28 protein-coding genes and 3 tRNA genes are annotated in these 22,173 nt (G+C 73.6%); 26 read left to right on the top strand and 5 right to left on the bottom strand.

Translation table 11 applies throughout. From position 1 onward, the window contains the following. Positions 1-5 precede the first annotated feature (5 nt). The 5 genes from ABD709_RS08095 (at position 6) to ABD709_RS08075 (ending at position 4,330) form a co-directional block, all read left to right on the top strand. Positions 6-1,409, top strand: coding sequence for a DHA2 family efflux MFS transporter permease subunit (locus ABD709_RS08095; protein ID WP_344774134.1), 1,404 nt, complete (start codon positions 6-8; stop codon positions 1,407-1,409). Continuing rightward, positions 1,406-1,783, top strand: a complete 378-nt coding sequence (locus ABD709_RS08090; protein ID WP_344774132.1) for a VOC family protein — start codon at positions 1,406-1,408, stop codon at positions 1,781-1,783. Before ABD709_RS08095 ends, ABD709_RS08090 begins: the two co-directional genes overlap by 4 nt. A gap of 40 nt (positions 1,784-1,823) precedes the next feature. Beyond that, positions 1,824-2,381, top strand: a complete 558-nt coding sequence (locus tag ABD709_RS08085; protein WP_344774130.1) for a DNA-3-methyladenine glycosylase I — start codon at positions 1,824-1,826, stop codon at positions 2,379-2,381. Positions 2,382-2,450: 69 nt separating this feature from the next. Continuing rightward, on the top strand, positions 2,451-3,263 hold the full coding sequence (locus ABD709_RS08080; RefSeq protein WP_344774129.1) for an S-methyl-5'-thioadenosine phosphorylase: 813 nt from the start codon (positions 2,451-2,453) through the stop codon (positions 3,261-3,263). Continuing rightward, the gene (locus ABD709_RS08075; protein WP_344774127.1) at positions 3,263-4,330 is read left to right on the top strand and encodes an NAD-dependent epimerase/dehydratase family protein; all 1,068 of its coding nucleotides are present in this window, start codon (positions 3,263-3,265) and stop codon (positions 4,328-4,330) included. The genes ABD709_RS08080 and ABD709_RS08075 overlap by 1 nt, the downstream gene beginning before the upstream one ends. Here ABD709_RS08075 and ABD709_RS08070 read toward each other — a convergent pair. Beyond that, a complete protein-coding gene (locus ABD709_RS08070) occupies positions 4,315-5,637 on the bottom strand; it encodes a hypothetical protein (RefSeq protein WP_344774125.1) in 1,323 nt (440 codons plus the stop codon). The two genes, ABD709_RS08075 and ABD709_RS08070, sit on opposite strands and share 16 nt — an antisense overlap. 113 nt (positions 5,638-5,750) lie before the next feature. Here ABD709_RS08070 and ABD709_RS08065 point away from each other — a divergent pair, with 113 nt between their 5' ends. The 14 genes from ABD709_RS08065 (at position 5,751) to ABD709_RS08000 (ending at position 14,941) form a co-directional block, all read left to right on the top strand. Continuing rightward, positions 5,751-6,410 (top strand): glycosyltransferase family 2 protein, encoded by a 660-nt coding sequence (locus tag ABD709_RS08065; protein ID WP_344774123.1) that lies wholly within the window; start codon positions 5,751-5,753, stop codon positions 6,408-6,410. Then, positions 6,407-7,081: a TIGR04282 family arsenosugar biosynthesis glycosyltransferase gene (locus ABD709_RS08060; RefSeq protein ID WP_344774121.1), complete on the top strand. Its 675-nt coding sequence runs from the start codon at positions 6,407-6,409 to the stop codon at positions 7,079-7,081. Before ABD709_RS08065 ends, ABD709_RS08060 begins: the two co-directional genes overlap by 4 nt. Further along, positions 7,078-7,713 carry a methyltransferase domain-containing protein gene (locus ABD709_RS08055; RefSeq protein ID WP_344774119.1) on the top strand — a complete coding sequence of 212 codons (636 nt, stop codon included), beginning with the start codon at positions 7,078-7,080 and terminating at the stop codon, positions 7,711-7,713. The genes ABD709_RS08060 and ABD709_RS08055 overlap by 4 nt, the downstream gene beginning before the upstream one ends. Next, positions 7,710-8,876 (top strand): molybdopterin-dependent oxidoreductase, encoded by a 1,167-nt coding sequence (locus ABD709_RS08050; protein WP_344774117.1) that lies wholly within the window; start codon positions 7,710-7,712, stop codon positions 8,874-8,876. Before ABD709_RS08055 ends, ABD709_RS08050 begins: the two co-directional genes overlap by 4 nt. Then, positions 8,873-9,307, top strand: coding sequence for a hypothetical protein (locus tag ABD709_RS08045; RefSeq protein ID WP_344774115.1), 435 nt, complete (start codon positions 8,873-8,875; stop codon positions 9,305-9,307). The genes ABD709_RS08050 and ABD709_RS08045 overlap by 4 nt, the downstream gene beginning before the upstream one ends. After that, positions 9,282-9,962 (top strand): response regulator transcription factor, encoded by a 681-nt coding sequence (locus ABD709_RS08040; protein ID WP_344774113.1) that lies wholly within the window; start codon positions 9,282-9,284, stop codon positions 9,960-9,962. Before ABD709_RS08045 ends, ABD709_RS08040 begins: the two co-directional genes overlap by 26 nt. After that, positions 9,962-11,089 (top strand): sensor histidine kinase, encoded by a 1,128-nt coding sequence (locus tag ABD709_RS08035; protein ID WP_344774111.1) that lies wholly within the window; start codon positions 9,962-9,964, stop codon positions 11,087-11,089. The genes ABD709_RS08040 and ABD709_RS08035 overlap by 1 nt, the downstream gene beginning before the upstream one ends. Positions 11,090-11,107: 18 nt before the next feature. Next, entirely contained in the window at positions 11,108-12,508 is a 1,401-nt protein-coding gene (locus ABD709_RS08030; RefSeq protein WP_344774109.1) for an amidase, read from the top strand. Between the two features lie 50 nt (positions 12,509-12,558). Continuing rightward, positions 12,559-12,631: transfer RNA gene (locus ABD709_RS08025), tRNA-Thr, on the top strand. 56 nt (positions 12,632-12,687) lie between these two features. After that, positions 12,688-12,761 (top strand) — tRNA-Met (locus ABD709_RS08020). 43 nt (positions 12,762-12,804) lie between these two features. Beyond that, a complete protein-coding gene (gene rpmG, locus ABD709_RS08015) occupies positions 12,805-12,975 on the top strand; it encodes a 50S ribosomal protein L33 (protein WP_344774107.1) in 171 nt (56 codons plus the stop codon). Between the two features lie 115 nt (positions 12,976-13,090). Next, complete coding sequence (locus ABD709_RS08010) at positions 13,091-13,483, top strand: FAS1-like dehydratase domain-containing protein (RefSeq protein ID WP_344774105.1); 393 nt, start codon at positions 13,091-13,093, stop codon at positions 13,481-13,483. Further along, positions 13,480-13,896, top strand: coding sequence for a MaoC/PaaZ C-terminal domain-containing protein (locus ABD709_RS08005; RefSeq protein WP_344774103.1), 417 nt, complete (start codon positions 13,480-13,482; stop codon positions 13,894-13,896). Before ABD709_RS08010 ends, ABD709_RS08005 begins: the two co-directional genes overlap by 4 nt. Then, positions 13,889-14,941: a UDP-N-acetylmuramate dehydrogenase gene (locus tag ABD709_RS08000; RefSeq protein ID WP_344774101.1), complete on the top strand. Its 1,053-nt coding sequence runs from the start codon at positions 13,889-13,891 to the stop codon at positions 14,939-14,941. Before ABD709_RS08005 ends, ABD709_RS08000 begins: the two co-directional genes overlap by 8 nt. Position 14,942: 1 nt before the next feature. Here ABD709_RS08000 and ABD709_RS07995 read toward each other — a convergent pair whose 3' ends face one another. Continuing rightward, complete coding sequence (locus tag ABD709_RS07995; protein ID WP_344774099.1) at positions 14,943-15,395, bottom strand: hypothetical protein; 453 nt, start codon at positions 15,393-15,395, stop codon at positions 14,943-14,945. Between the two features lie 28 nt (positions 15,396-15,423). Continuing rightward, the gene (locus tag ABD709_RS07990) at positions 15,424-16,044 is read right to left on the bottom strand and encodes a TetR/AcrR family transcriptional regulator (protein ID WP_344774097.1); all 621 of its coding nucleotides are present in this window, start codon (positions 16,042-16,044) and stop codon (positions 15,424-15,426) included. A gap of 54 nt (positions 16,045-16,098) precedes the next feature. Between ABD709_RS07990 and ABD709_RS07985 the strand changes: the two genes are divergently transcribed. Continuing rightward, complete coding sequence (locus ABD709_RS07985) at positions 16,099-16,977, top strand: AurF N-oxygenase family protein (protein WP_344774095.1); 879 nt, start codon at positions 16,099-16,101, stop codon at positions 16,975-16,977. A gap of 38 nt (positions 16,978-17,015) precedes the next feature. Beyond that, positions 17,016-17,351 (top strand): DUF4873 domain-containing protein, encoded by a 336-nt coding sequence (locus tag ABD709_RS07980; RefSeq protein ID WP_344774093.1) that lies wholly within the window; start codon positions 17,016-17,018, stop codon positions 17,349-17,351. Here the strand turns inward: ABD709_RS07980 and ABD709_RS07975 are convergent. Both ABD709_RS07975 and ABD709_RS07970 read right to left on the bottom strand, forming a co-directional pair. Next, on the bottom strand, positions 17,329-18,357 hold the full coding sequence (locus ABD709_RS07975; protein ID WP_344774091.1) for an adenosine deaminase: 1,029 nt from the start codon (positions 18,355-18,357) through the stop codon (positions 17,329-17,331). The genes ABD709_RS07980 and ABD709_RS07975 overlap by 23 nt on opposite strands. A gap of 30 nt (positions 18,358-18,387) precedes the next feature. Beyond that, positions 18,388-19,230 carry a universal stress protein gene (locus ABD709_RS07970; protein WP_344774089.1) on the bottom strand — a complete coding sequence of 281 codons (843 nt, stop codon included), beginning with the start codon at positions 19,228-19,230 and terminating at the stop codon, positions 18,388-18,390. Positions 19,231-19,443: 213 nt separating this feature from the next. Here ABD709_RS07970 and ABD709_RS07965 point away from each other — a divergent pair. The 5 genes from ABD709_RS07965 (at position 19,444) to rplA (ending at position 22,140) form a co-directional block, all read left to right on the top strand. Next, positions 19,444-19,516 (top strand) — tRNA-Trp (locus ABD709_RS07965). 39 nt (positions 19,517-19,555) lie between these two features. Continuing rightward, positions 19,556-19,801, top strand: a complete 246-nt coding sequence (gene secE, locus ABD709_RS07960) for a preprotein translocase subunit SecE (RefSeq protein ID WP_344774087.1) — start codon at positions 19,556-19,558, stop codon at positions 19,799-19,801. 52 nt (positions 19,802-19,853) lie between these two features. After that, a complete protein-coding gene (gene nusG, locus ABD709_RS07955) occupies positions 19,854-20,732 on the top strand; it encodes a transcription termination/antitermination protein NusG (protein ID WP_344774085.1) in 879 nt (292 codons plus the stop codon). A gap of 255 nt (positions 20,733-20,987) precedes the next feature. Next, positions 20,988-21,422 carry a 50S ribosomal protein L11 gene (gene rplK, locus ABD709_RS07950; RefSeq protein WP_344774083.1) on the top strand — a complete coding sequence of 145 codons (435 nt, stop codon included), beginning with the start codon at positions 20,988-20,990 and terminating at the stop codon, positions 21,420-21,422. Between the two features lies 1 nt (position 21,423). Beyond that, the gene (gene rplA / locus ABD709_RS07945; protein WP_344774081.1) at positions 21,424-22,140 is read left to right on the top strand and encodes a 50S ribosomal protein L1; all 717 of its coding nucleotides are present in this window, start codon (positions 21,424-21,426) and stop codon (positions 22,138-22,140) included. The last annotated feature ends 33 nt before the right edge of the window (positions 22,141-22,173 follow it).

The following is a 22,173-nucleotide window of genomic DNA, read 5'->3' as shown; positions in this document are numbered from 1 at the left end:
CTCCGATGACCCAGACCCCGACCCGGCCCGCCGGGTCAGCCGCAGAGCCGCTCGACCGCGCCGCCCGCACCGTGATCGTCGTGGTGGTGCTCGGGATGATCACGACGGTCCTCGACGCCACGATCGTGAGCGTCGCCCTGGACCGCCTCGCCGACGGGTTCGGCGTCGGCCTGACGACGGTCCAGTGGGTGATGACCGGCTTCCTGCTCGCCTTCACAGCGGCGATCCCCGTCACCGGCTGGGCGGTCGACCGGTTCGGGTCGAGGCCGGTCTGGCTGGCCGCGGTCGGCCTGTTCACGGCCGGTTCGCTGCTGTGCGGTCTCGCCTGGTCGGCGGAGTCGCTGATCGCGTTCCGCGTGCTCCAGGGGATCGGCGCGGGCATGGTCAGCCCGGTGGGCGTCACGATCGTGGCGCAGGCCGTCGGCCAGCACCGGATGGGCCGCGCGATGGCCGTCGTCGGGATCCCGATGATGCTCGGGCCGATCCTCGGCCCGGTCGTCGGAGGCGTCCTGGTCGACACCGTCGACTGGCGCTGGATCTTCTTCCTCAACCTCCCGATCGGCGCCGCCTGCCTGGTGCTGTCGCGGCGGGTCCTCGTGCGGGAGCCCGGCCGGGGGCGGGCACGGCTCGACCTGCTCGGGCTGTCGCTCCTCTCTCCCGGTCTGGCCGCCCTCGTGTACGGCGTCACGTCGCTCGCCGGCGACGGCGAGCTCGGGACCGACGTGCTCCTCTGGTGCGGCACCGGCCTGACCCTGCTCGGCGCGTTCGTCGCCCATGCCCTGCGTGCGCAGGAGCCGCTGGTCGACCTCCGGCTGCTGAAGCAGCGCGGCTTCGCGACGGCAGCGAGCGTCCAGCTCCTCGCCGTGGGCGTGCTGACCGGTGCGATGTTCCTGCTGCCGCTCTACCTCCTCGCCCGGGGGGAGTCGGAGCTGGCCACCGGCCTGCTGCTCGTCCCGCAGGGCGTCGGCGCCGCCGCGGCGATGGCGGCGACCGGGCGGCTCGTCGACCGCGGCCGGGGGCGGGCGGTCGTGATCGGTGGCATCGTGGCGATGGTGACCGGCTTCCTGGGCTACACGCGGGTCGCCGACGTGTCCTCGCCGGCGGTCCTCGTGCCCGCCCTGTTCCTGATCGGCGTCGGTGCCGGCTGCATCTTCGCGCCGACCAGCGCGGCCGCGTACGCCGCGCTCGAGCGCAGCGCGATCCCGCGCGCCACCACCACCCTGAGCATCGCCCAGCGCACCGGCGGCGCGGTCGCGACAGCCGTCTTCGCCGTCGTGCTGCAGAACCGGCTCACCTCCGCGCCGGATCCGGCATCGGCGTTCGGCGGCTCGTTCTGGTGGCCGCTCGCGCTGGCCGCGCTCGCCGTCGTACCCGCCCTGCTGCTGCCCGCGAAGGAGACCCACCGATGAGCGTCCAGCTCAACCACACGATCGTGCACGCCTCCGACCGCGATCGGACGGCCACGTTCCTGACCGAGGTGCTGGGTCTTCCGCCGGCGCCGGTCTACGGCCCCTTCCGGGTCGTGGAGGTGGCCAACGGCGTGAGCCTCGACGTCATGGCGGACAGCGGGACGATTGCGCCGCAGCACTACGCCTTCCTCGTCGGCGAGGACGAGTTCGACGAGATCCACGCCCGGATCGTGGCGCGCGACCTGCCCTTCTGGGCCGACCCGTTCCATCGCGAGCCGGGGCGGGTCAACACCAACGACGGGGGCCGGGGCCTCTACTGGGACGCCCCGGACGGCCACGTCCTGGAGATCATCACCGTGCCCTACGGCGGCTGAGGCGCCGCCGGATGTCCGCGCCCACCGGCAGGATGACCGCATGCTTGCGGTGACCGGAGAGGACGGCGTCGCCCGCTGCCCGTGGGCGGGCGGCCCGGGCGCGATGCGCGACTACCACGACGCGGAGTGGGGCGTCCGCGTCAGCGGCGAGAGCGCCTACCTCGAGCGGCTCACCCTCGAGGCCTTCCAGTCCGGCCTCTCGTGGAGCACGATCCTCGCCAAGCGGTCGGCTTTCCGCGCGGCCTTCGCCGGCTTCGACGCCGACCGCGTCGCGAAGTACGACGACCGCGACGTGGCGCGGCTGATGGCGGACGCGGGCATCGTCCGCAACCGGCGCAAGGTCGAGGCCGCCATCACGAACGCCCGGGCCACGGTCGACCTGCGAGCCGACGGCGGCCTCGAGCAGCTCGTGCTCGGGTTCGCGCCCGACCGGCCGCCGGATCCCGCCGCCACGACGTCGCCGGAGTCCGTCGCCCTCTCCAGGGCGCTCAAGAAGCACGGGTTCGCCTTCGTCGGGCCGACCACGATGTTCGCGCTGATGCAGGCGCTGGGGATCTTCGACCCGCACGTGCCCGGCTGCCACCGAGCGCTGTCCTAGTTCTTACCGAGCGATGACGGATCGCCGCCGGGGGACGGATGCCGGCGGTCGCGCTGCAACAGTGGCGGGATGGACCAGACCCCGACGATCGGCGTCATCGGCGGCACCGGCTTCTACGAGTTCCTCGACGACGGCGAGCCGACCGTGGTCGAGACACCCTTCGGTGCGCCGTCCGGTCCGGTGACGGTGGGTACGGTGTCCGGGCGCCGGGTCGCCTTCCTCCCGCGCCACGGACCGCGCCACGAGCACCCGCCGCACGCGATCCCCTACCGCGCGAACCTGTGGGCTCTCGCATCCCTCGGGGTCCGGCAGGTCCTCGCGCCGTGTGCCGTCGGTGGCCTGCGCGACGTACGCCCCGGCGACGTGGTCGTGCCCGACCAGCTGGTCGACCGCACGCAGGGTCGCGTCCAGACCTACGTCGAGACCGGGGCCTCCCACGTCCCGTTCGCCGACCCGTACTGCTCCCGGCTCGCCGGGTCGGTCGTCGCGGCGGATCCCTCCGTGCGCCGCGGCGGGACGATGGTGGTGATCGAGGGACCGCGCTTCTCGACCCGCGCCGAGTCGCAGTCCTACGCCGCCGCCGGCTGGACCCTCGTCAACATGACCGGGCACCCCGAGGCGGTCCTCGCCCGCGAGCTGCTCCTCTGCTACGCGCCGATCGCGCTCGTGACCGACCTCGACGCGGGGGCCTCGGAGGGCGAGGGCGTCGGCCAGGAGGAGGTGTTCCGCCTCTTCCGCGCCAACCTCGAGCGGCTGACCGGGCTGCTGGCGGCGACGATCGCAAGGCTGCCCGGGGAGCCGAGCGGGTGCGCCTGCGCCACCTGGGCCGACGGGATCGAGCTCACCTACCAGGTGCCGCGCCCCAGGGTCGCGGCGCTCTGATGCGCGTCCTGCTCACCGGGTCGGCAGGCTTCATCGGCGGTGCCGTCGACCGAGCGCTGGCCGCGGCCGCCCACGAGGTCGTGCGGGTGGACCTGCTGACGCCGGCGGCGCACGGGCCGGACGCGGCCGCCCCGCCGGGGACCCACCGGCTCGACGTGCGGGACGCCGACCGGTGGCGCGGGCTGCTCCGCGGCGTGGACGTCGTGTGCCACCAGGCCGCGGTGGTGGGGGCCGGGGTCACGGTCGCCGACCTCCCGGCGTACGCGTCCCACAACGACGTGGGCACCGCCGCCCTGCTCGCTGCGATGAGTGCCGAGGGCGTCGCTCGCCTGGTGCTTGCCTCGTCGATGGTCGTGTACGGCGAGGGCCGCTACGCGTGTCCGGTGCACGGCGACCGGGTGCCACCTCCGCGCGCGCCCGAGGCCCTCGAGGCGGGCGAGTTCGACAACCACTGCCCCGACTGCGGGCAGGACCTCGCGTGGGCGCCGGTCGACGAGACCGCCCGCCTGGACCCGCGCAGCGGCTACGCCGCGAGCAAGGTCGCCCAGGAGCACTACGCGTCGGCGTGGGCGCGGCAGAGCGGCTCGGCGGTGGTCGCGCTGCGCTACCACAACGTCTACGGCCCGCACATGCCGCGGGACACGCCGTACTCCGGGGTGGCGGCGATGTTCCGCTCCTCGGTCGAGCGCGGCGAGCCGCCGCAGGTCTACGAGGACGGTGCGCAGGTGCGTGACTTCGTGCACGTCGACGACGTCGCGCGGGCCAACGTGCTGGCGGTGGACGCCGTCAGCGGGTCCGCGGCCGCGCCGTTCGCCGCCTACAACGTCGCGTCCGGACGGCCCGTGACGATCCTGCGCGTCGCCCAGCTGGTGTCCTCGGGCGCCGAGCGGCCGGTGCCGCCCGCGGTGACGGGCCGCTACCGGGCCGGCGACGTCCGCCACGTGGTCGCCTCACCGGCCCGCGCCACCGCGGAGCTGGGCTTCACCGCGGCGGTGCCGCCGGAGGACGGGCTGCCGGCGTTCGCGACCGCTCCGCTGCGCGACGGCGGCGCTCACCAGCTCGTGTAGAGCAGGTGCTGCAGGAGCAGCGCGGTCACCGCCTGGACAGCGAGCGCCGGCCGCCGCCAGCGCTCGGGCAGCAGCACCAGGCCGAGCGTCAGCCACGGCACGAACGGCAGCCAGATCCGCTCGACCTCGCCCTTGCTCATCTGCGAGAGATCCGCCGCGACGACCATCGCCGTACCCGCCCCCACGAGCAGCGTGAGCACGCGGTCGCGAGGGCCGGTCCGCGCGACCAGGGCCAGCCCGGCGCCGACCATCGGTCCCGCACTCAGCGCGAGCGCCGCGAGGTCTCCCCACACCCAGTACGCCGCCGGCCGCTCGCGCGCGACGCCGGCCCAGTAGCGGTCGCGCAGCACCGGGTAGGCCTCGAGCAGCGAGAACCCCAGGAGCGCGAACAGGGCGACGACCGCGATGGCGGCCAGGGCGGCCACCGGCAGCGGCCACCACGACCGTCCGGCCGCCAGGACGGCCAGCGCCAGGACGCCCATCAGCGGCAGGCCGTAGGACATCAGGCACGCGGAGCCGAGCAGCAGCCCGGCCCCCACCGCCCACGGCCAGCCGCGGCCCGCCCCGCGGCGGGTGGCGACGGCGAGCGCGGCCACCCCCCAGGCCGCGGTCGCCGCCATCACGGCGTCCGCCGACACCGCGAGGAACACGGCGGCCGGCGTGAGCACCAGGTACGGCGCCGCGCGGCGCGCCAGCTGCTCGCGGTCGAGCGCGCGGAGCGTAGTGAGCACCGCGGCCGGGAGGGTCGCGGCGACGAGGGTGACCACCACGCCGGCTGCCAGGTCGCCGCCGAGGCCGAGCCGCACGAGGGCGACGAAGAAGAGGAGCATCCCGGGCGGGTGCCCGGCCACGTGGATCGGCCAGTTGTCCGGGGCGGAGAGCGGGATCCGGTCGACGTACCCGGACAGGAGGGCGTGCACCGACGTGACGCTCCGCGCCGTGCGGAGGTACTCGTCGGGGTTGCCGAGCACCCGCGAGATCCCCGCGGTGCCGTCCACGAGGGCGAGCGCGAGCATCCAGGCGGCGCCGACGGCGAAGGACCCGGCCAGGAGCGGTCGCCACCGGAGGGCGGCTGCCCACGCGGCCCCGCGCCAGGTGACCACGACGGCCAGCGCGAGCGCGGCGACGGAGGCCGGAGCGACCTTCGGGTCCCACAGGCCGTGCAGCGGGGGAACGCCACCGTCGCGGTCGGCGCGCGGGTGCACCTGCCACCCGGTGACGGTCGGCACCAGCCAGGCCAGCGCGACCAGGACCAGCGCGCTGGCGAGGCCGTACGCCGCGGCGCGCTCCTGCCGGGCGTCGGACATGTCCCGACCGTAGGGGCGACGCGCTCGGCCGTCGGCCGGCGTGCCGCCGTCGTCACCCGACCGTAAGGATTTCGCAGGCCGGTGCGGCCTCCGCCGTCCCTAGCGTTGAGGACGTGCACGACTGCCAGCTGGTGCTGCCCTGCCGGGACGAGGAGGCCGCGCTGCGCGCGCTGCTTCCGAAGGTCCCGGCCTCGCTCGGGGTGATCGTCGTCGACAACGGGTCGACCGACGGGACGGCCCGGGTGGCGAGCTCGGCAGGGGCGACGGTGGTCAGCGAGGCCCGCCCCGGCTACGGCGCCGCCGTGCACGCCGGGCTGGTCGCCTCCACCGCCCCCTACGTCGCGGTGATGGACGGCGACGGCTCCTTCGACCCGGCCGACGTGCTGCCGCTGCTGGAGCTGGTGCGCGCCGGCGAGGCGGACCTCGCGGTGGGCCGCCGGGTCGCCGTACGACGCGGGATCTGGCCCTGGCATGCCCGGCTCGGCAACGCGCTGGTGCTCGCGTGGCTCCGGCGCCGGATCGGCGTCGTCGTCCACGACATCGCGCCGCTGCGGGTGGCGCGGCGCGCCGACCTGATCGCCCTGAGCGTCGAGGACCGCCGGTCGGGCTACCCGGTGGAGCTGCTGGACCGGGCGACCCGCGCCGGCTGGCACATCGTCGAGCGGGACGTCGCCTACCTGCCCCGCGCGGCCGGCACCCGCTCCAAGGTGTCGGGCTCGGTGCGCGGGACCCTGCGAGCGGCGCACGACTTCTGGAAGGTCCTCGCCCGGTGACCCCGCCGTGCGCAGGTGTCACCGGCCTGGTGCTGGCGAAGGCGCCGGTCGCCGGGAGGGTGAAGACCCGGCTCGCCGCGTCCGTGGGACCGGCCGCGGCGGCTCGGCTGGCCGCTGCCGCGCTCCTCGACACGCTCGACGCGATGGCGGCCGCGTTCGGGCCGGCCCGTTGCCGGCTCGCCCTGAACGGCCGTCTCGAGGACGCCGTCGGTGGCGAGGACCTGCTCGCGGCGCTGGCGGGCTGGACCGTCGTGCCGCAGCACGGCGACACGCTGGGCGCGCGGATCGCGCACGCGTGCGCCGGGGCCGGTGGGCCCGTCGTGCAGGTCGGCATGGACACGCCCCAGGTCGGCGTACGCCTCCTCGCGGAGGTCGCGGCAGCGCTCGACGAGACGGACGCCGTGCTCGGTCCCGCCGTCGACGGCGGGTGGTGGGTGCTCGGCCTGCGCGAGCCGGCCCACGCCGCCGCGATCGCCGACGTGCCGATGTCGACGCCGACGACCGGCACCGACACCCGCGACGCCCTGCTCGCGGCCGGGCTGACCGTGGCGACCGCGCCCCGGCTGCGCGACATCGACCACCTCGACGACCTGCTCGCCGTACGCCGGCTCGCGCCCGCGGCGCGGTTCGCGGCGCCGGGCCTGGTCGACCTCCCCGGTGGTGGCTCGTGAGCATCGCGTCGTTCGAGCTCGTCTTCGGCCACGCGCTCCGCGGCGAGGAGTGCCACCTCGTCCCTCCGGACGGGCGGCCGCTGCGCCTCCCCGTCGAGGACTGGACGGCCACACCGGACCGGTCCGACCTCGCGCTGCTCGCGCACTGCTCCGGCGCCACCCTCGACATCGGCTGCGGGCCGGGGCGGCTGACCGCCGAGCTCGCCGCACGCGGCCAGGTGGTGCTCGGGATCGACGTGGTCGGCGAGGCGGTCGGGCAGGCGCGCAGTCGCGGGGGTTCGGCGCTGGTGCGCGACGTCTTCGACCGGGTGCCGGGAGAGGGGCGGTGGCAGACCGTGCTCCTCGCGGACGGCAACATCGGGATCGGCGGTGATCCCTCCGGCCTGCTCGAGCGGGTCCGGCAGCTGCTGGACCCGCGCGGCCACGTCGTGGTCGAGGTGGCCGGGCCCGGCGTACCGACCCGCACCGTGCCCGTCCGGCTGCAGTGCTCCTGCGCGCAGACCGGGTGGTTCCGGTGGTCGGTGGTGGGGGTCGACGGGGTCGCCGCGCTGGCGGCGAGCGCCGGGCTCGCCCTGCTGGGCTGCTACCAGCACGGCGTGCGCTGGTGGGCGGTCCTGGGGGAGACCTGGTGAGGACGCCCCCGGTCCTGCGACGTCTCCCGATCCCGACCGAGGACTCCTTCACGTCCCGGTTGCGCAGTGCCGCCGTCACGGCCCGGGTGGGCCTGTGGCTCGGGGTCTGCTTCGCGGTCGCCTTCGTGACCGGCGTCCTCAGCCACTACGCGCAGCTCGACCACCAGCCGGTCCCGCTGCCGACCCGCCCGGTCTGGGGCTACCAGGTGACGCAGGGTCTGCACGTGGTCGCGGGCACCGCGGCCGTGCCGCTGCTGCTGGTCAAGCTGTGGACCGTCTTCCCGCGGCTGTTCCAGGCCGTGCCGCGCCGCGCCGGAGAGCTGGTCCGGGCGGTCCTCGAGCGCGGGTCGATCGCCGTGCTCGTGGCGGCCGCGGTCTTCGAGCTGGCGACCGGCGTCGCGAACGTCGCGCAGTGGTATGTCTGGGACTTCAGCTTCCGCAGCGCCCACTACGCCGTCGCGTGGGTGGCGACGGGCGCGCTCCTCCTGCACGTCGCGGTCAAGCTGCCTGTGGTGCGCGCGGTCCTCACGGCGGACGTCGACGACACGACCCACGACCGCCCGGGGGCGGTCCGCCCCGGTCCGCTGACCCGTCGCGGCCTGCTCCGCGTCACCTGGCTCGCCGCGGGTGTCGTCACGGTCGCGGCCGCGGCCGGGACGGTCCCGGCGCTCCGGCGGCTGGCCGTGCTCGCGCCCCGCGACCTGGCCGGAGGCGGGATCCCGATCAACCGGACCGCCCGGGAGGCGGGCGTCGTGGGGGCGGCAGCGGCCGAGTCCTACCGCTGCGTGGTGACGGCCGGCTCGCGGCAGGTGGTCCTGTCCCGCCAGCAGCTCCTGGCCCTGCCGCAACGCACCGCGACGCTGCCGATCGCCTGCGTGGAGGGGTGGAGCGCGTCGGGCTCGTGGACCGGCGTTCGGATGCGCGACCTGCTGGACCTCGTCGGCGCGCCGGCCGGCAAGGAGGTGCGGGTCAGCTCGCTGCAGTCGCCCCACGACACCGTGCTGCCGGCGAGCTTCGCGGACGACCCGAAGACGTTGCTCGCCCTGGCGCTCGACGGCGACCCGCTGTCGCTCGACCACGGGTTCCCTGCGCGCCTCATCGCGCCCGACCGGCCGGGGGTCGAGCAGGTCAAGTGGGTCGCCAGGATCGAGGTGCTGTCATGAGGGTCGCGCTCGGCGTGCTCGGTGTGGCACTGGCGGCGTACGGCGGCTGGCTGCTGCTCCGCACGCAGGACACCGGCGAGGTGCTCACGATCGGGGTCTGGCTGGGCGCCGGGGTCGTCCTCCACGACGCCGTCCTCGCGCCGCTCACGATCGTCCTCGGCTGGGCGGTGGCCCGCCGGCTGCCGGACCCGGTCGCGGCCGGCGCCGTCGTCGTCCTGGTCGTGCTCGGGTCGGCGTCGCTGGTCGCGGTGCCCGTGCTCGTGAACAGTGCCGGGCCGCAGACCAACCCGACCCTCCTGGTGCGCGACTACCCGCTGGGCTGGCTCGAGCTCGCCGGCGCGTCCCTGGTGCTCGCCGCGGTCGTGACGGCGGCGGTCCTACGCTCGGACGAGGCAAGGAGGCGGAATGGCGCGGATCCTGGTCGTCGATGACGACCTCACCGTGCGCGAGGTGCTCGCGTCCTACCTGCGCGCCCGCGGCCACGACGTCGTCGAGGCGGGCGACGGCGAGCAGGCGCTGCGCGAGATGCGCGACGCCGCCGCGGACCTGGTCGTCCTCGACGTCATGCTCCCCGGCATCGACGGCCTCGAGGTCTGTCGTCGGCTGCGCACGATGGGGGACGTCCCCGTGATCATGCTGACCGCGCTCGGGCGCGAGGCCGACCGGGTGCTCGGGCTGGAGATCGGCGCCGACGACTACGTCGGCAAGCCGTTCAGCCCCCGGGAGCTCGTGCTCCGGGTCGACTCGGTGCTGCGCCGGGCCACCGGCGACACCGCCGGCCTGCCGGCCGTGATCGAGGACGGCGACCTCGTCATCGACGGCCGCCGGCACGTGGCGACCCGCAGCGGCGCCCCGCTGGCGCTGACCGTCCGGGAGTTCGCGCTGCTGAGGTTCCTCGTCGCCAATCCCGGCACCGCGTTCACGCGGGACGACCTGCTCCAGCACGTGTGGGGCTGGAGCATCGGCGACCAGTCGACGGTGACCGTCCACGTGCGACGGCTCCGCGAGAAGGTCGAGCGTGACCCGCGGCAGCCGTCGCGGCTGCTGACCGTCTGGGGCGTGGGCTACCGCTGGGAGAGTGCCTGATGAAGTCGCACGACCTGCTCGTGATCGTCGGCGTCGCCGCGTTCGCCGCGCTCGTCGTCGGTGCGGTCGGCCTCGCGCTCGTGTGGCTGGTCCGACGGCGCTCGTTCCGCTGGCAGCTCGCGGTCGTCGCGATCGTGCCGCTGGCCGGAGCGATCGCCGGCGCCACCGCCGTCGCCCGGATGATGTTCCTCTCGCACCACGACCTCCTCGTGATGACGGTCGTGACCTCGGTGTCCGCGGTGGTCGCGATCGGGGTCGCCCTGGTCGTGGGGATGGCGACCGCACGGTGGTCCGAGGCGCTCCGCGCCCAGGTGCGGGGGTTCGGTGAGCCCGCGCCGCTGCCCGCCGCCGGGCGCGGGCCCTCCGAGATCCGCGATCTCTCCGACGAGCTGGCGAGCACCCAGCACGACCTGCAGCAGGCGCGAGCCCGCGAGCGGCGCTTGGAGGAGTCGCGCCGCGAGCTCGTCTCGTGGGTCTCCCACGACCTGCGCACGCCGCTCAGCGGGTTGCGGGCGATGACGGAGGCGCTCGAGGACGGCCTGGCCACCGACCCGCAGCGCTACCACCGCCAGATCCGGGCGGAGGTCGACCGGATGAGCGAGATGGTCGACGACCTCTTCGAGCTCTCCCGGATCCACGCGGGCGTGCTGCGGCTCGCACCGGAGCCGGTGCTGCTCGGCGACCTGGTCAGCGACGTGGTCGCCGGCGCCGACGCGGTCGCCCGGGCCCGCCGCGTCCGGCTCGGCGGCCGGGTCGAGGACGGCATCGAGCTGCTGGCCGACCCGACCGGCCTCTCCCGGGTGGTCTCCAACCTCCTCATCAACGCGATCCGGCACACCCCGGCCGACGGCGTGGTCGAGGTGGCGGGACGGACGGTGGACGACGGCGTCGAGCTGAGCGTGACCGACGGGTGCGGCGGACTCGGGCCCGAGGAGATGGCGCGGGTCTTCGACGTCGCCTGGCAGGGCGGCGCCGCCCGCACTCCTGGGGAGGCCGGGCTCGGCGGCGGCGCCGGGCTCGGGCTGGCGATCGTGAAGGGGATCGTGGAGGCGCACCGCGGCCGGGTCTGGGTGGAGAACAGGGACGGCGGCAACGGCTGCCGCTTCCTCGTGACGCTCCCCGCCTGACCGCTACCCTGCGCTCTCATGGTCCACGTGCACGCGTTCGGCGACGACGCCCTGGGAGATGACGACGCGGTCGGTCTGGTGGAGCGCCTCCACGCGGGGGAGGTCGGCGTCGAGGAGGTCGTCGATGCGGCGATCGCCCGGGTCGAGAAGGTCGCCGCCGAGCTGAACCCGGTGGCGTTCCCGGCCTACGAGCGGGCCCGCGCCGAGGCGCGGGACCCCCGCCCCGGATGGTTCGCCGGCGTGCCCACGATGATCAAGGACAACGTCGACGTCGCCGGGATGCCGACGATGCACGGCACCGACGCCTGGGACCCGCGGCCGGCGAAGGCCGATGGCGACTTCGCGCGGATGTACCTCGCCACCGGCCTCATCCCGCTCGGCAAGTCCCAGCTCTCCGAGTACGGCTTCAGCGCCTCCGCCGAGCACCCGCGGCTCGGTGCGGTGCGCTGTCCGTGGGACCCCGAGCGGACGGCGGGCGCCTCGAGCTCGGGCTCCGCGGCCCTCGTGGCCGCGGGCGCCGTACCGCTCGCCCACGCGAACGACGGTGGCGGGTCGATCCGCATCCCGGCCTCGGTCAACGGCCTGGTCGGCCTCAAGCCCACCCGTGGCCGGCTCGCGCAGGACAAGACCTTCCGGGACATGCCGATCCGGATCGTCTCCGACGGCGTGGTGACCCGCAGCGTCCGCGACACCGCCGCGTTCTACCGCGAGGCCGAGAAGATCTACCGGCCGCTGCACCTGAAGCCGATCGGGGACCTGACCCGACCGGGCCGCAAGCGGCTGCGGGTGGCGCTCAACACCACCGGCGTCGGGCGCGGCGCCGACAAGGAGGTCACCGCGCTCACCGAGGACGTCGCGCGGCTGCTGGAGGACCTCGGCCACACGGTCGTGGAGGCCGAGGTGCCGGTGAAGGCGTCGTTCGCCGACGACTTCGTCCTCTACTGGGGGACCCTCGCGCTGGCGATGGTCGGTCCGGGCCGGCTCACCCGCGGCCGCAGCTGGCGCCGGGCGCACCACGACAACCTCAGCCTCGGCCTCGCGCGGCACGCGCTGCGCAACGCCCACCGGATCCCGTCTGCGATCGCGCGGCTCAAGCGCGCCGAGGGCCAGGCCGAGCACCTCTACGACCGCTACGACGTCGCGCTCACCCCCGTCCTGGCGACGGAGACGCCGCGGGTCGGCCACCTCGACCCGACCCTTCCCTACGAGACGATCATCGACCGCCTCCAGGACTGGGTGGCGTTCACGCCGTGGCAGAACGTGACCGGTGCGCCGGCCGTCTCGCTGCCCCTCGCGACCACCGCGAACGGGCTCCCGCAGGGCATGATGATCGGCGCCCCTCCGGGCCACGAGTCGGTCCTGATCGAGCTCGCCTACGAGCTCGAGGAGGCCCGTCCTTTCGCCCGGATCCAGGACTGATCCACCGATTTCTCGTCCGGCTGGGCGCGCGTGTACTGTTCTCCGTCGTTGCCCCTTTAGCTCAGTCGGCAGAGCGTCTCCATGGTAAGGAGAAGGTCTACGGTTCGATTCCGTAAAGGGGCTCTGGGAACAAGGGAGCCGCCGGCCGTGTTGACGGACGTTGGAGCCCTCGACCCCCTGGCGGGGTAGCTCAGGTGGTTAGAGCACACGGCTCATAATCGTGGTGTCGCGGGTTCAAGTCCCGCCCCCGCTACGCCAGACGACCAGCAGCACACAGTCAGCAGAAGGACCTTCCCGTGGCCAGCAAGAGCTCCGACGTTCGCCCCAAGATCACGCTCGCGTGCGTGGATTGCAAGGAGCGCAACTACATCACGAAGAAGAACCGCCGCAACGACCCCGACCGGTTGTCGCTGCAGAAGTTCTGCCCGCGCTGCCGCAAGCACACCGAGCACCGCGAGACCCGCTGAGGTTGAATCGAGGGTCTTTCGAGGTTGAAATCGGGATCGCCGCCGTGGTCCACGGCGGCGATCCCGATTTCAACCTCGAAAGACCCTCGATTCAACCGAGCTCTAGGGTGAGCGCATGCCGATCGACGAGTCCATCGCGGGCCGCGAGTTCTCCGCGGCCCGGCCCTACGAGGTGACCGAGCGGGCCGTCCGGGCCTTCGCGGCCGCGACCCGGGCGAGCGGCGACCGCGTGCCGGCGACGTTCCCCATCGTGGTGGCCTTCCACGCGATGGCCGAGTTCATCGTGGCCGGCGGGCTCGACCTCAGCCGGGTGGTGCACGGCGACGAGCACTTCGCCTACGAGCGGCCGCTCCGGATCGGCGACACGCTCAGTGCCACCCTGACCGTCGACAACGTCCGCGACGTGAGCGGCAACGGCTTCTACTCGACCACGACGCGGATCACCGACGAGGCAGGCGACCTGGTCTGCACCGCCCGCGCCACCCTCGTGCACCGGGCCGCGGCATGAAGACACCCCGCACGGGCGCCGAGCGGCTGACGGTGGGCACCGTCCTCCCCGCGGTCGGCTTCGACGTCACCCGCGCGGACCTCAGGGAGTACGCCGAGGCGAGTGGCGACCCGAACCCGATCCACCTCGACCCCGAGGTGGCGCGAGCGGTCGGCCTGCCGGACACGATCGCGCACGGGATGCTCACCCTGGCGCTGGCCGCCCGGGCGGTCTCCGACTGGACCGGCGACGCCGAGGTCGTCGAGCTCGGCGGCCGGTTCACCGGGATGGTCGTGGTGCCCGAGGAGGGCACCCGGGTCGAGTTCGGCGGCGAGGTCACCGCCACCACCGACGACACCGTGACCATCGCCCTGACCGCCACCTGCGCCGGCGCGAAGGTCCTCGGCCGCCCGGCGGCGGTGGTCCGTGCCTGACGCCCGGGAGCGGCTGGCCGACCACACCACGCTCCGCCTCGGGGGACCGGCGCGCCGCTGGGTGCGCGCGACCACCGAGCGGGAGCTCGTCGCGGCGGTCGACGAGGCCGACCAGCGCGGCGAGCCCGTCCTGGTGCTCGGCGGCGGCAGCAACCTGGTCGTCGCGGACGCCGGCTTCGACGGCACCGTGGTCGAGGTCGCCACCGCCGGCGTGAGCTCCGACCCGGATCACGCGGGGGGTTCCGATGACCTCTCCTGCCTGGGCGCCGTCACCGTCACGGTCGCCGCCGGCGAGGGCTGGGACGGCCTGGTCGCGCTCGCCGTCGACAAGGGCTGGGTCGGCATCGAGGCGCTCTCGGGCATCCCGGGTCAGGTCGGCGCGACGCCGATCCAGAACGTCGGCGCCTACGGCCAGGAGGTCGCGCAGACGGTCGCCCGGGTCCGCACCTGGGACCGCGGGACCCGCGAGCTGCGCACCTTCGCGGCGGCCGACTGCGGCTTCGGCTACCGCACCAGCCGGTTCAAGGAGGAGCCCGGCCGCTACGTCGTGCTCGAGGTGACCTACCTCCTCCGCCAGGCGACGCTCGCCGCGCCGGTGGCGTACGCCGAGCTGGCCCGCGCGCTCGGCGTGGCCGAGGGCGAGCGCGCCCCGCTCCGCGACGTGCGTGAGGCGGTCCTCGGGCTCCGCCGGGGCAAGGGCATGGTCCTCGACGCCGACGACCACGACACGTGGAGCGCCGGGTCCTTCTTCACCAACCCGTTCGTCGAGCCCGGCGCCGTCCCCGACGGGGCGCCCGCCTATCCCCAGGCGGACGGCCGCGTGAAGACCAGCGCGGCCTGGCTGATCGACCACGCCGGCTTCGCGAAGGGCTACGGCGCGGGCCGGGTCACGCTCTCGACCAAGCACACCCTGGCGCTGACCAACCGCGGCGGCGCGACCACCGAGGAGCTGCTCGCGCTGGCCCGCGAGATCCGCGCGGGCGTGCGGTCGGCGTACGGGATCGAGCTGGTGAACGAGCCGGTGCTCGTCGGCTGCTCCCTCTGAATCAGTAGCCGCCGACGGTGCTGAACACGAACCCGTAGAACACCAGCACGAGGATCGACCCGACCAGCACCAGCGCGCCGAGGACGGTGCCGATGATGCTGCAGACCAGGCCGCCGACCGCGTTCGCGCGGTTGGTGTAGAGCTGCGGCGCCGCGTCGATCTCCTTGCGCGCCTTGACGGCGAGAGCGATCCCCACCGGGCCGATCACCACGCCCAGCGCGCCGACGAACAGGCACAGGCAGGCGCCGAGGACCGAGGCGGCGATGCTGATGATGCCGACGACGAGCGACGTCGTGGCGCCGCCGTGGGCGGTGCCGTAGCCGTAGCCGTAGCCGTACGCCGGGTTCGGCGGTGTCCCGTAGGGCTGGCCCTCGCCGGCGGGCCGGCCCCACGGCTGGCTGTAGGGCGGGTAGGGCGGCGTCTGGTCGCCGTACGGCGGCTGCTGGTCGCTCATGGCGTCAGTCTGCCGTCCGCCGCTCGGCTCAAACGCGCTCCCCGCTGAGTGCGACGAGCTGCGCCAGCGCGCGGACCGAGCGCCGGGTGTCCTCCGAGCTCCCGCCGGCGGTCCCGGGCGCGATGATCAGGGCGACGATGATCCGGAACAGCCACTCGACGGCTTCCCGGGCGCTGATCCCGGTCGCGCCCGCGAGGTCCAGGGCCCGGGCCAGCTGCGCCTCGAAGATGCCGGTTGCCCGCTCGATCAACGGACCCGCCCCGGTCGTCAGCGCGGGCAGCACGAGCTCGGGGTGGTCGGCGAGCGCCTTCTGGAGCAGCTCGTGACCGCGGGCGTAGTCGACGATGAACACGACGCCGTCCACGAGGTGCGCCCGGAGGTCGTCGCTGGTGCGGAGGACGGGCAGCACCGCGTCGACGAACTTGTCGAACTCCCGGTCGAAGATCGCCGCCACGATCGCGTCCTGGTCGCCGACGTACTTGTAGACGGTCGGCCGCGAGACTCCCGCGCGCTCGGCGATCTGCGCGTGCACCCGGCCGGTCAGCCCCTCCTCGAGCATGCAGGCCGTCGCCGCGTCGAGGATCCGGTCCCTGATCCGCGCGGCGGCGTCGGGCGCCGCGGGGCCGGGGCGGAGCGGAGCGGCGGTCATGGAGGAATGCTACGACCCCTTGACCGGTTGTTGACGAACTGTCACGATGTGTAAATGACTATGGACGTGGTGGCCACCCGCCTGAACCGAGGATCCGTCCGGCGCTCCTACGAGCCCGAGGTCGCGATCGCCTGGGAGGCGCCGCTGGTGGAGGGCAAGTACTTCCTGCCCAAGGAGGTGCTCTCGCTCTACGGGACGCCGTACTGGGACGAGCTGACCGAGGAGCAGCGGGTCGCGCTGTCCCGGGAGGAGATGGCCAACGTCCTCTCCGTCGGCATCTGGTTCGAGAACATCCTCAACCGCGGGCTGCTCCTGCAGCTGATGCGCGAAGACCCCGCGTCGCCCTACGCCCACTACGTGCTGACCGAGATGGGCGACGAGTGCCGCCACATGACGATGTTCGGCAAGGTCATCGCCCACGCCGGCGCCCGTCCCTACCGGATGGGGCGGGTCGACCGCGCCCTCGCGGCCGTGCTTCCGCACTTCCTGCACGGCTCGTTGCTCTGGGTCGGCGCGCTGATCGGCGAGGAGATCTTCGACGCCCAGCAGCGCCGGATCATGGGCGACCCCGACCTGCAGCCCGTCGTCGCCCAGCTGATGAAGATCCACGTCACCGAGGAGGCGCGGCACATCCGCTTCGCCCGCGAGGGCGTCGTGCACCGGATGCAGAGCGTCTCCCGCCTGGAGCGGTTCCTGGTCGCGAACCTCAACGGCCTCGGCGGCCCGGTGATGGCGCGCGCCCTGGTGCACAAGGGCATCTACCACCGCGCGGGGCTCGACGTGGACCGAGCGCTCCGCGAGGCCCGGGCCAACGAGCACCACCGGGAGATGGCGGTGATCGGCTTCGCGCCGCTGGCGGCGTTCCTCGAGGAGAACGGCCTGATGAGCCGGCTCAGCCGGCTGCTCTGGAAGAGGGCGGGGTTCCTGGCGTGAGTCGCTCGCGCCGCCGTCCGCGCCGTCACCCGCGCAGCATGGCGTGGCTGCCGCCGGAGGAGGAGAGCGGGTACGCCGGCCCGGCGCGGCTGGTCCTCGGCGGCGACCAGCTGGACGTGACGGTCCGGCTGGCCGGGCACCTCGAGCCCCTGGACGGCCGGTTCCACTGGTACGGCCGGATCGAGCGCACAGCCGACGTCGTCGCGCTCAAGGACGGCGGTGCCGTCACCGGCGAGCTGGCGATCGGCGACCGCGGTCCCGCGGCCGTGCGGCTCGCGGAGTACGACGCCTGGGGCCACGTCCTGGTCACGGGCGTGGGCGCGCCGCCCTATCCGCTCGAGCCGGTGGAGGTCAGCGTCCCAGCCATGCGCTGATGTCGGCCTCCGCCTCGGCGACGACGTCGGAGGGCGCGCGGCTGGCACGGAAGGACATCCGGGCGAGGTCGGCGAGCCGCTCGTCGGGCAGGTCGTGCGCGGCGCGCATGCAGGCGTACTGCGCGTTCAGCCGGGAGCCGAACAGCAGCGGGTCGTCGGCGCCGAGGGCGACGGTCGCGCCGGCGTCGAGGAGCACGGGCAGCGGCACCGAGGTGAGGTCGGAGTAGACGCCCAGCGCGACGTTGGACACCGGGCAGACCTCGAGCGCGACGCCGGCCTCGACGATCCGGTCCAGCAGCGCGGGGTCCTCGGCCGAGCGCACGCCGTGGCCGAGGCGGTCGGCGTGCAGCGCGTCGAGGCAGGTGCGGACGTGGTCCGGGCCGCGCAGCTCGCCGCCGTGCGGTGCCAGCAGCAGCCCCGCCCGCTCGGCGATCTCGAAGGCCTTGGCGAAGTCGGCGGTCGAGCCGCGCCGCTCGTCGTTGGACAGCCCGAACCCGACGACGCCGCGGCCGGCGTACTGCGCCGCCAGGCGGGCGAGCGTGCGCGCGTCGAGCGGGTGCCGGGTGCGGTTGGCCGCGACGACGACCGCGATGCCGAGGCCGGTCCGTGCCGAGGCGTCCGCGACGGCGTCGAGCACCAGGTCGGTGAACGCGGTGATGCCACCGAACCGCGCGGCGTACCCGCTCGGGTCGACCTGGATCTCCAGCCACCGGCCGCCGTCGGCGACGTCGTCCTCGGCCGCCTCGAGCACGAGCCGGCGTACGTCGGCCTCGGTGCGCAGCACCGACCTCGCGACGTCGTAGAGCCGCTGGAAGCGGAACCAGCCCTTCTCGTCGGCGGCCGAGAGCTGGGGCGGCCACTCGGTCACCAGCTGGTCGGGCAGCGCGATGCCGTCGCGCGCGGCCAGCTCCAGCAGGGTGCGGTGCCGCATCGACCCGGTGAAGTGCAGGTGCAGGTGTGCCTTCGGAAGGGACTCCAGCGTCCCGCGCTCGCCGACCTCAGCCATGGTCGGGTCATCGTAGGACCCGACCCCTGCTCAGCGGACGGCGACGACCGGGCAGCGTGCGTGGTTGAGGACGTGCTGGCTGATGGATCCGACCAGCAGGCCGCCAAGAACGCCGTGCCCGTGGGCTCCGACCACCACCAGGGACGCGTGCTCGCTGAAGCCGGTGAGCAGGCCTCTCGCCGGGACGGCCGCGGCCTCCAGCGTCACCTCGACGCCGGGATACGCCGCCCGGACGTCCGCGGTCCAGCCGGCGAGCCGCTGCTCGTGCAGGTGCAGGTCGTGGACCAGCAGGTCGCGGACGCTCGCCCCGGGGTGGTCGGCGTGCAGCGAGGGTTGGAACCCGTGCAGGGCCACCACGTGCTCGCCGGTCGCGGCCGCTCGTGCGCACGCCCACTCCAGGGCGGTGAGGCTGTCCGAGGAGCCGTCGACGCCGACGCCGATCCGGTGCTCCTCGGGTGCCGCGGCCGGCCGTACGACGACCACGGTGCCGGCAGCGATCCGCACCAGCTCCTGCGACACCGAGCCCATCAGCAGGCCGGCGCCGCGGGAGTGCCCGACGGCTCCGACGACGATCAGGTCGCCCGGGCCGGCGGCGTGCGCGAGCTCGGCCGCCGGGTGGCCCAGGCGCAGGTCCACCTCGCCGTCGACGTCCGGCACTTCCTCCATGAGCCGTCGCGCCGACAGCTGGCGGTCCTCGGCCTCCATCAGCGCATCCCCGTGCGGGTTGGTCGCCATCATGTCGAGGGTGCCGCCGACGACGACCGCGACGACCGGTACGTGCTGCGTGCGCCCCGTCTCCAGGGCCCAGCGGAGCGCGTCGTCGGCAGGCGCCGACGCGTCGTACCCCACCAGGATGCGCTTGGTGACCATCATCGTTCACTCCTCGTGCTCGGGACGGTCACCACGGTTCCGCCGCCGGAGCTTCCGCGGGAGAGCCATTGGTCCTCCCTCGGGCGGGATCCGAGGTGCTTTTGGCCCGCCTGGCGTGGCGTGCGTAGACTCCCACCTTGGTGGCTTTCCCCCATGGTGAGTCGCGCCCTCGTGCCGGTCAGCCGGCGCCGGGCCGGAGACCGGGAAGGCTGTCGGAGGGCACTAGCTCAACTGGCAGAGCATCGGTCTCCAAAACCGAAGGTTGGGGGTTCAAGTCCCTCGTGCCCTGCAGAAGAACCGAACCTACGAACTGGTAGAGGAGAAGGACGTGGCTGAGGCACCCGCGGTCAAGGGTGACCGCAAGCCTGCCGAGAAGCGCACCGGACCGGTGACCTTCTACCGCCAGGTCGTCGCGGAGCTCCGGAAGGTCGTCTGGCCGACCCGCGAGCAGCTGTCGACGTACTTCATCGTGGTGATGGTCTTCGTGCTGGTGATGATCACGCTGGTGTCCGTCCTGGACCTGGCCCTCGGCAAGCTCGCCTTCCAGATCTTCACCGGCGGCGACAACGTCTGACGGCGGTCCGTCCCGGACCGTCCCTTCCCAAGACAGCGATGGAGTAGCACCAGTGTCGGAGCAGTACGACGCGGCCGAGGCCGCCTCGGAGCACGTTGAGCAGGGCCTCGAGACCGAGGCGGTCCTCGACGACGCCGACGTGGCCGCATCCGACGCGGAGGTGACCCAGGTCACCGACGAGCCCGCCGTCGACGAGGAGCAGTCCGAGGCGTCCGCCGTCGACGAGGAGCTCGTCGCCGACGAGGAACCTGCCGCGGAGGCCACGGACGAGGCACCGGCCGAGGAGGCGCCGGCCGAGGAGCTCGACCCGCTCGAGGAGTTCCGCCGCGAGCTGTGGGCGAAGCCGGGCGACTGGTTCGTCGTGCACACCTACTCCGGCATGGAGAAGAAGGTCAAGCAGAACCTCGAGAACCGCGTCCACTCGCTGAACATGGAGGACTACATCCACGAGATCGTGGTCCCCACCGAGGACGTCGCGGTGATCAAGAACGGCCAGCGCAAGCTGGTCAACCAGACGAAGTACGCCGGCTACGTGCTGGTCCGGATGGACCTCACCGACGAGTCGTGGGCCGCCGTCCGCCACACCCCGTCGGTGACCGGGTTCGTCGGCCCGAGCCACCAGCCGGTGCCGCTGAGCATGGGCGAGGTCGAGGACATGCTCGCCCCGGCCGTCGTCGCGTCCGCCGCCGCGGCTGCCGAGGCTGGCGGCTCCGGTGCCGCCGCCGGCGGCACGCCCGCCGCCAAGAAGCCGATCGAGGTCGCCGACTTCGGTGAGGGCGACTCGGTGATGGTGGTCGATGGCCCGTTCGCCACGCTGCACGCGACGATCACCGAGATCAACGCCGAGTCCCAGCGGCTCAAGGCCCTCGTGGAGATCTTCGGCCGGGAGACCCCGGTCGAGCTGAGCTTTTCGCAAGTCCAGAAAGTGTGAGTCGAGCCGCGCTTGCGCGGCGTGACTCGGCACTTTCTGGTTCACGCGCGAAGGTCGAGTAGACCGTCCGGCTGAGCTCGCGAAGCCGGAGCCGGTCGTATCGAGACCCGTGTGGGAGCCGGGTCGGGGAAGTCCGCGCGAATTCGCCGTACAGCACGAGTTCGCCGCACAATAGGCAGGTTGCCCGGTGCGCCGGGCGACGGTGGCAGAGGACAGCGGTCCTCGTCATGACCACGACAGGAAAGAGATAGAGGAATGCCTCCCAAGAAGAAGATCGCTGCCCTGGTCAAGGTGCAGCTCCAGGCGGGTGCGGCGACACCGGCCCCGCCGGTCGGTACCGCTCTCGGCCCGCACGGCGTCAACATCATGGACTTCTGCAAGGCCTACAACGCCCAGACCGAGTCCATGCGCGGCAACGTCATCCCGGTCGAGATCACGATCTACGAGGACCGGTCCTTCGACTTCATCACGAAGACCCCGCCGGCCGCCGAGCTGATCAAGAAGGCCGCCGGCCTGCAGAAGGGCTCGGGCGTCCCGCACAAGGAGAAGGTCGGCAAGCTGACCAAGGACCAGGTGCGCGAGATCGCCCAGACGAAGCTGCCCGACCTCAACGCCAACGACCTCGACGCCGCGATGAAGATCGTGGAGGGCACCGCCCGCTCCATGGGCGTCACCACGGAGGGGAACTGACATGCAGCGCAGCAAGACCTACCGCGCGGCGGCAGCGACCTTCGACAAGGACGAGCTGTACGCCCCGCTGGCCGCGATCAAGATCGCCAAGTCCACCAGCAAGAAGAAGTTCGACGAGACCGTCGACGTCGTCATGCGCCTGGGCGTCGACCCGCGCAAGGCCGACCAGATGGTCCGCGGCACCGTCAACCTGCCGCACGGCACCGGCAAGACCGCTCGCGTCCTCGTGTTCGCGAACGCCGACAAGGCCGAGGCTGCCCGCGCCGCGGGTGCCGACGAGGTCGGTGGCGACGAGCTGATCGAGAAGGTGGCCGGTGGCTACCTCGACTTCGACGCCGTCGTCGCGACCCCGGACATGATGGGCAAGGTCGGCCGCCTGGGCCGCGTCCTCGGCCCGCGTGGTCTGATGCCGAACCCCAAGACCGGCACCGTCACCCCGGACCCGGCCAAGGCCGTGACCGACATCAAGGGCGGCAAGATCGAGTTCCGCGTCGACCGCCACGCCAACCTGCACTTCATCATCGGCAAGGCGTCCTTCTCCGAGCTCCAGCTCGCCGAGAACTACGCCGCTGCCCTCGAGGAGGTGCTGCGGCTCAAGCCGGCCAGCTCCAAGGGCCGCTACGTCAAGAAGGTCACCGTCTCCACGACCATGGGCCCCGGCGTCCAGGTCGACCCCAACCGCACCAAGAACGTCGCGGCCGACGACTCCGCCGAGTAGGGGCAACCGACCGCTCGAAATGTGACAAGCGCC

Origin of the sequence: Nocardioides panacisoli (assembly GCF_039537325.1) — a bacterium.
GTDB classification, from domain to species: Bacteria; Actinomycetota; Actinomycetes; order Propionibacteriales; family Nocardioidaceae; genus Nocardioides; species Nocardioides panacisoli.
Note: the sequence above shows the minus strand (reverse complement) of the source record. Positions and strands in the feature narration are given on the sequence as shown.

Coding starts and splice junctions, on each gene's coding strand:
- ABD709_RS08095 (WP_344774134.1), top strand. CDS start 6: ATGACCCAGACCCCGACCCGGCCCGCCGGGTCAGCCGCAGAGCCGCTC.
- ABD709_RS08090 (WP_344774132.1), top strand. CDS start 1,406: ATGAGCGTCCAGCTCAACCACACGATCGTGCACGCCTCCGACCGCGAT.
- ABD709_RS08085 (WP_344774130.1), top strand. CDS start 1,824: ATGCTTGCGGTGACCGGAGAGGACGGCGTCGCCCGCTGCCCGTGGGCG.
- ABD709_RS08080 (WP_344774129.1), top strand. CDS start 2,451: ATGGACCAGACCCCGACGATCGGCGTCATCGGCGGCACCGGCTTCTAC.
- ABD709_RS08075 (WP_344774127.1), top strand. CDS start 3,263: ATGCGCGTCCTGCTCACCGGGTCGGCAGGCTTCATCGGCGGTGCCGTC.
- ABD709_RS08070 (WP_344774125.1), bottom strand. CDS start 5,637: ATGTCCGACGCCCGGCAGGAGCGCGCCGCGGCGTACGGCCTCGCCAGC.
- ABD709_RS08045 (WP_344774115.1), top strand. CDS start 8,873: ATGAGGGTCGCGCTCGGCGTGCTCGGTGTGGCACTGGCGGCGTACGGC.
- ABD709_RS08040 (WP_344774113.1), top strand. CDS start 9,282: ATGGCGCGGATCCTGGTCGTCGATGACGACCTCACCGTGCGCGAGGTG.
- ABD709_RS08035 (WP_344774111.1), top strand. CDS start 9,962: ATGAAGTCGCACGACCTGCTCGTGATCGTCGGCGTCGCCGCGTTCGCC.
- ABD709_RS08030 (WP_344774109.1), top strand. CDS start 11,108: ATGGTCCACGTGCACGCGTTCGGCGACGACGCCCTGGGAGATGACGAC.
- ABD709_RS08010 (WP_344774105.1), top strand. CDS start 13,091: ATGCCGATCGACGAGTCCATCGCGGGCCGCGAGTTCTCCGCGGCCCGG.
- ABD709_RS08005 (WP_344774103.1), top strand. CDS start 13,480: ATGAAGACACCCCGCACGGGCGCCGAGCGGCTGACGGTGGGCACCGTC.
- ABD709_RS07995 (WP_344774099.1), bottom strand. CDS start 15,395: ATGAGCGACCAGCAGCCGCCGTACGGCGACCAGACGCCGCCCTACCCG.
- ABD709_RS07990 (WP_344774097.1), bottom strand. CDS start 16,044: ATGACCGCCGCTCCGCTCCGCCCCGGCCCCGCGGCGCCCGACGCCGCC.
- ABD709_RS07985 (WP_344774095.1), top strand. CDS start 16,099: ATGACTATGGACGTGGTGGCCACCCGCCTGAACCGAGGATCCGTCCGG.
- ABD709_RS07980 (WP_344774093.1), top strand. CDS start 17,016: ATGGCGTGGCTGCCGCCGGAGGAGGAGAGCGGGTACGCCGGCCCGGCG.
- ABD709_RS07975 (WP_344774091.1), bottom strand. CDS start 18,357: ATGGCTGAGGTCGGCGAGCGCGGGACGCTGGAGTCCCTTCCGAAGGCA.
- ABD709_RS07970 (WP_344774089.1), bottom strand. CDS start 19,230: ATGATGGTCACCAAGCGCATCCTGGTGGGGTACGACGCGTCGGCGCCT.
- rplK (WP_344774083.1), top strand. CDS start 20,988: ATGCCTCCCAAGAAGAAGATCGCTGCCCTGGTCAAGGTGCAGCTCCAG.
- rplA (WP_344774081.1), top strand. CDS start 21,424: ATGCAGCGCAGCAAGACCTACCGCGCGGCGGCAGCGACCTTCGACAAG.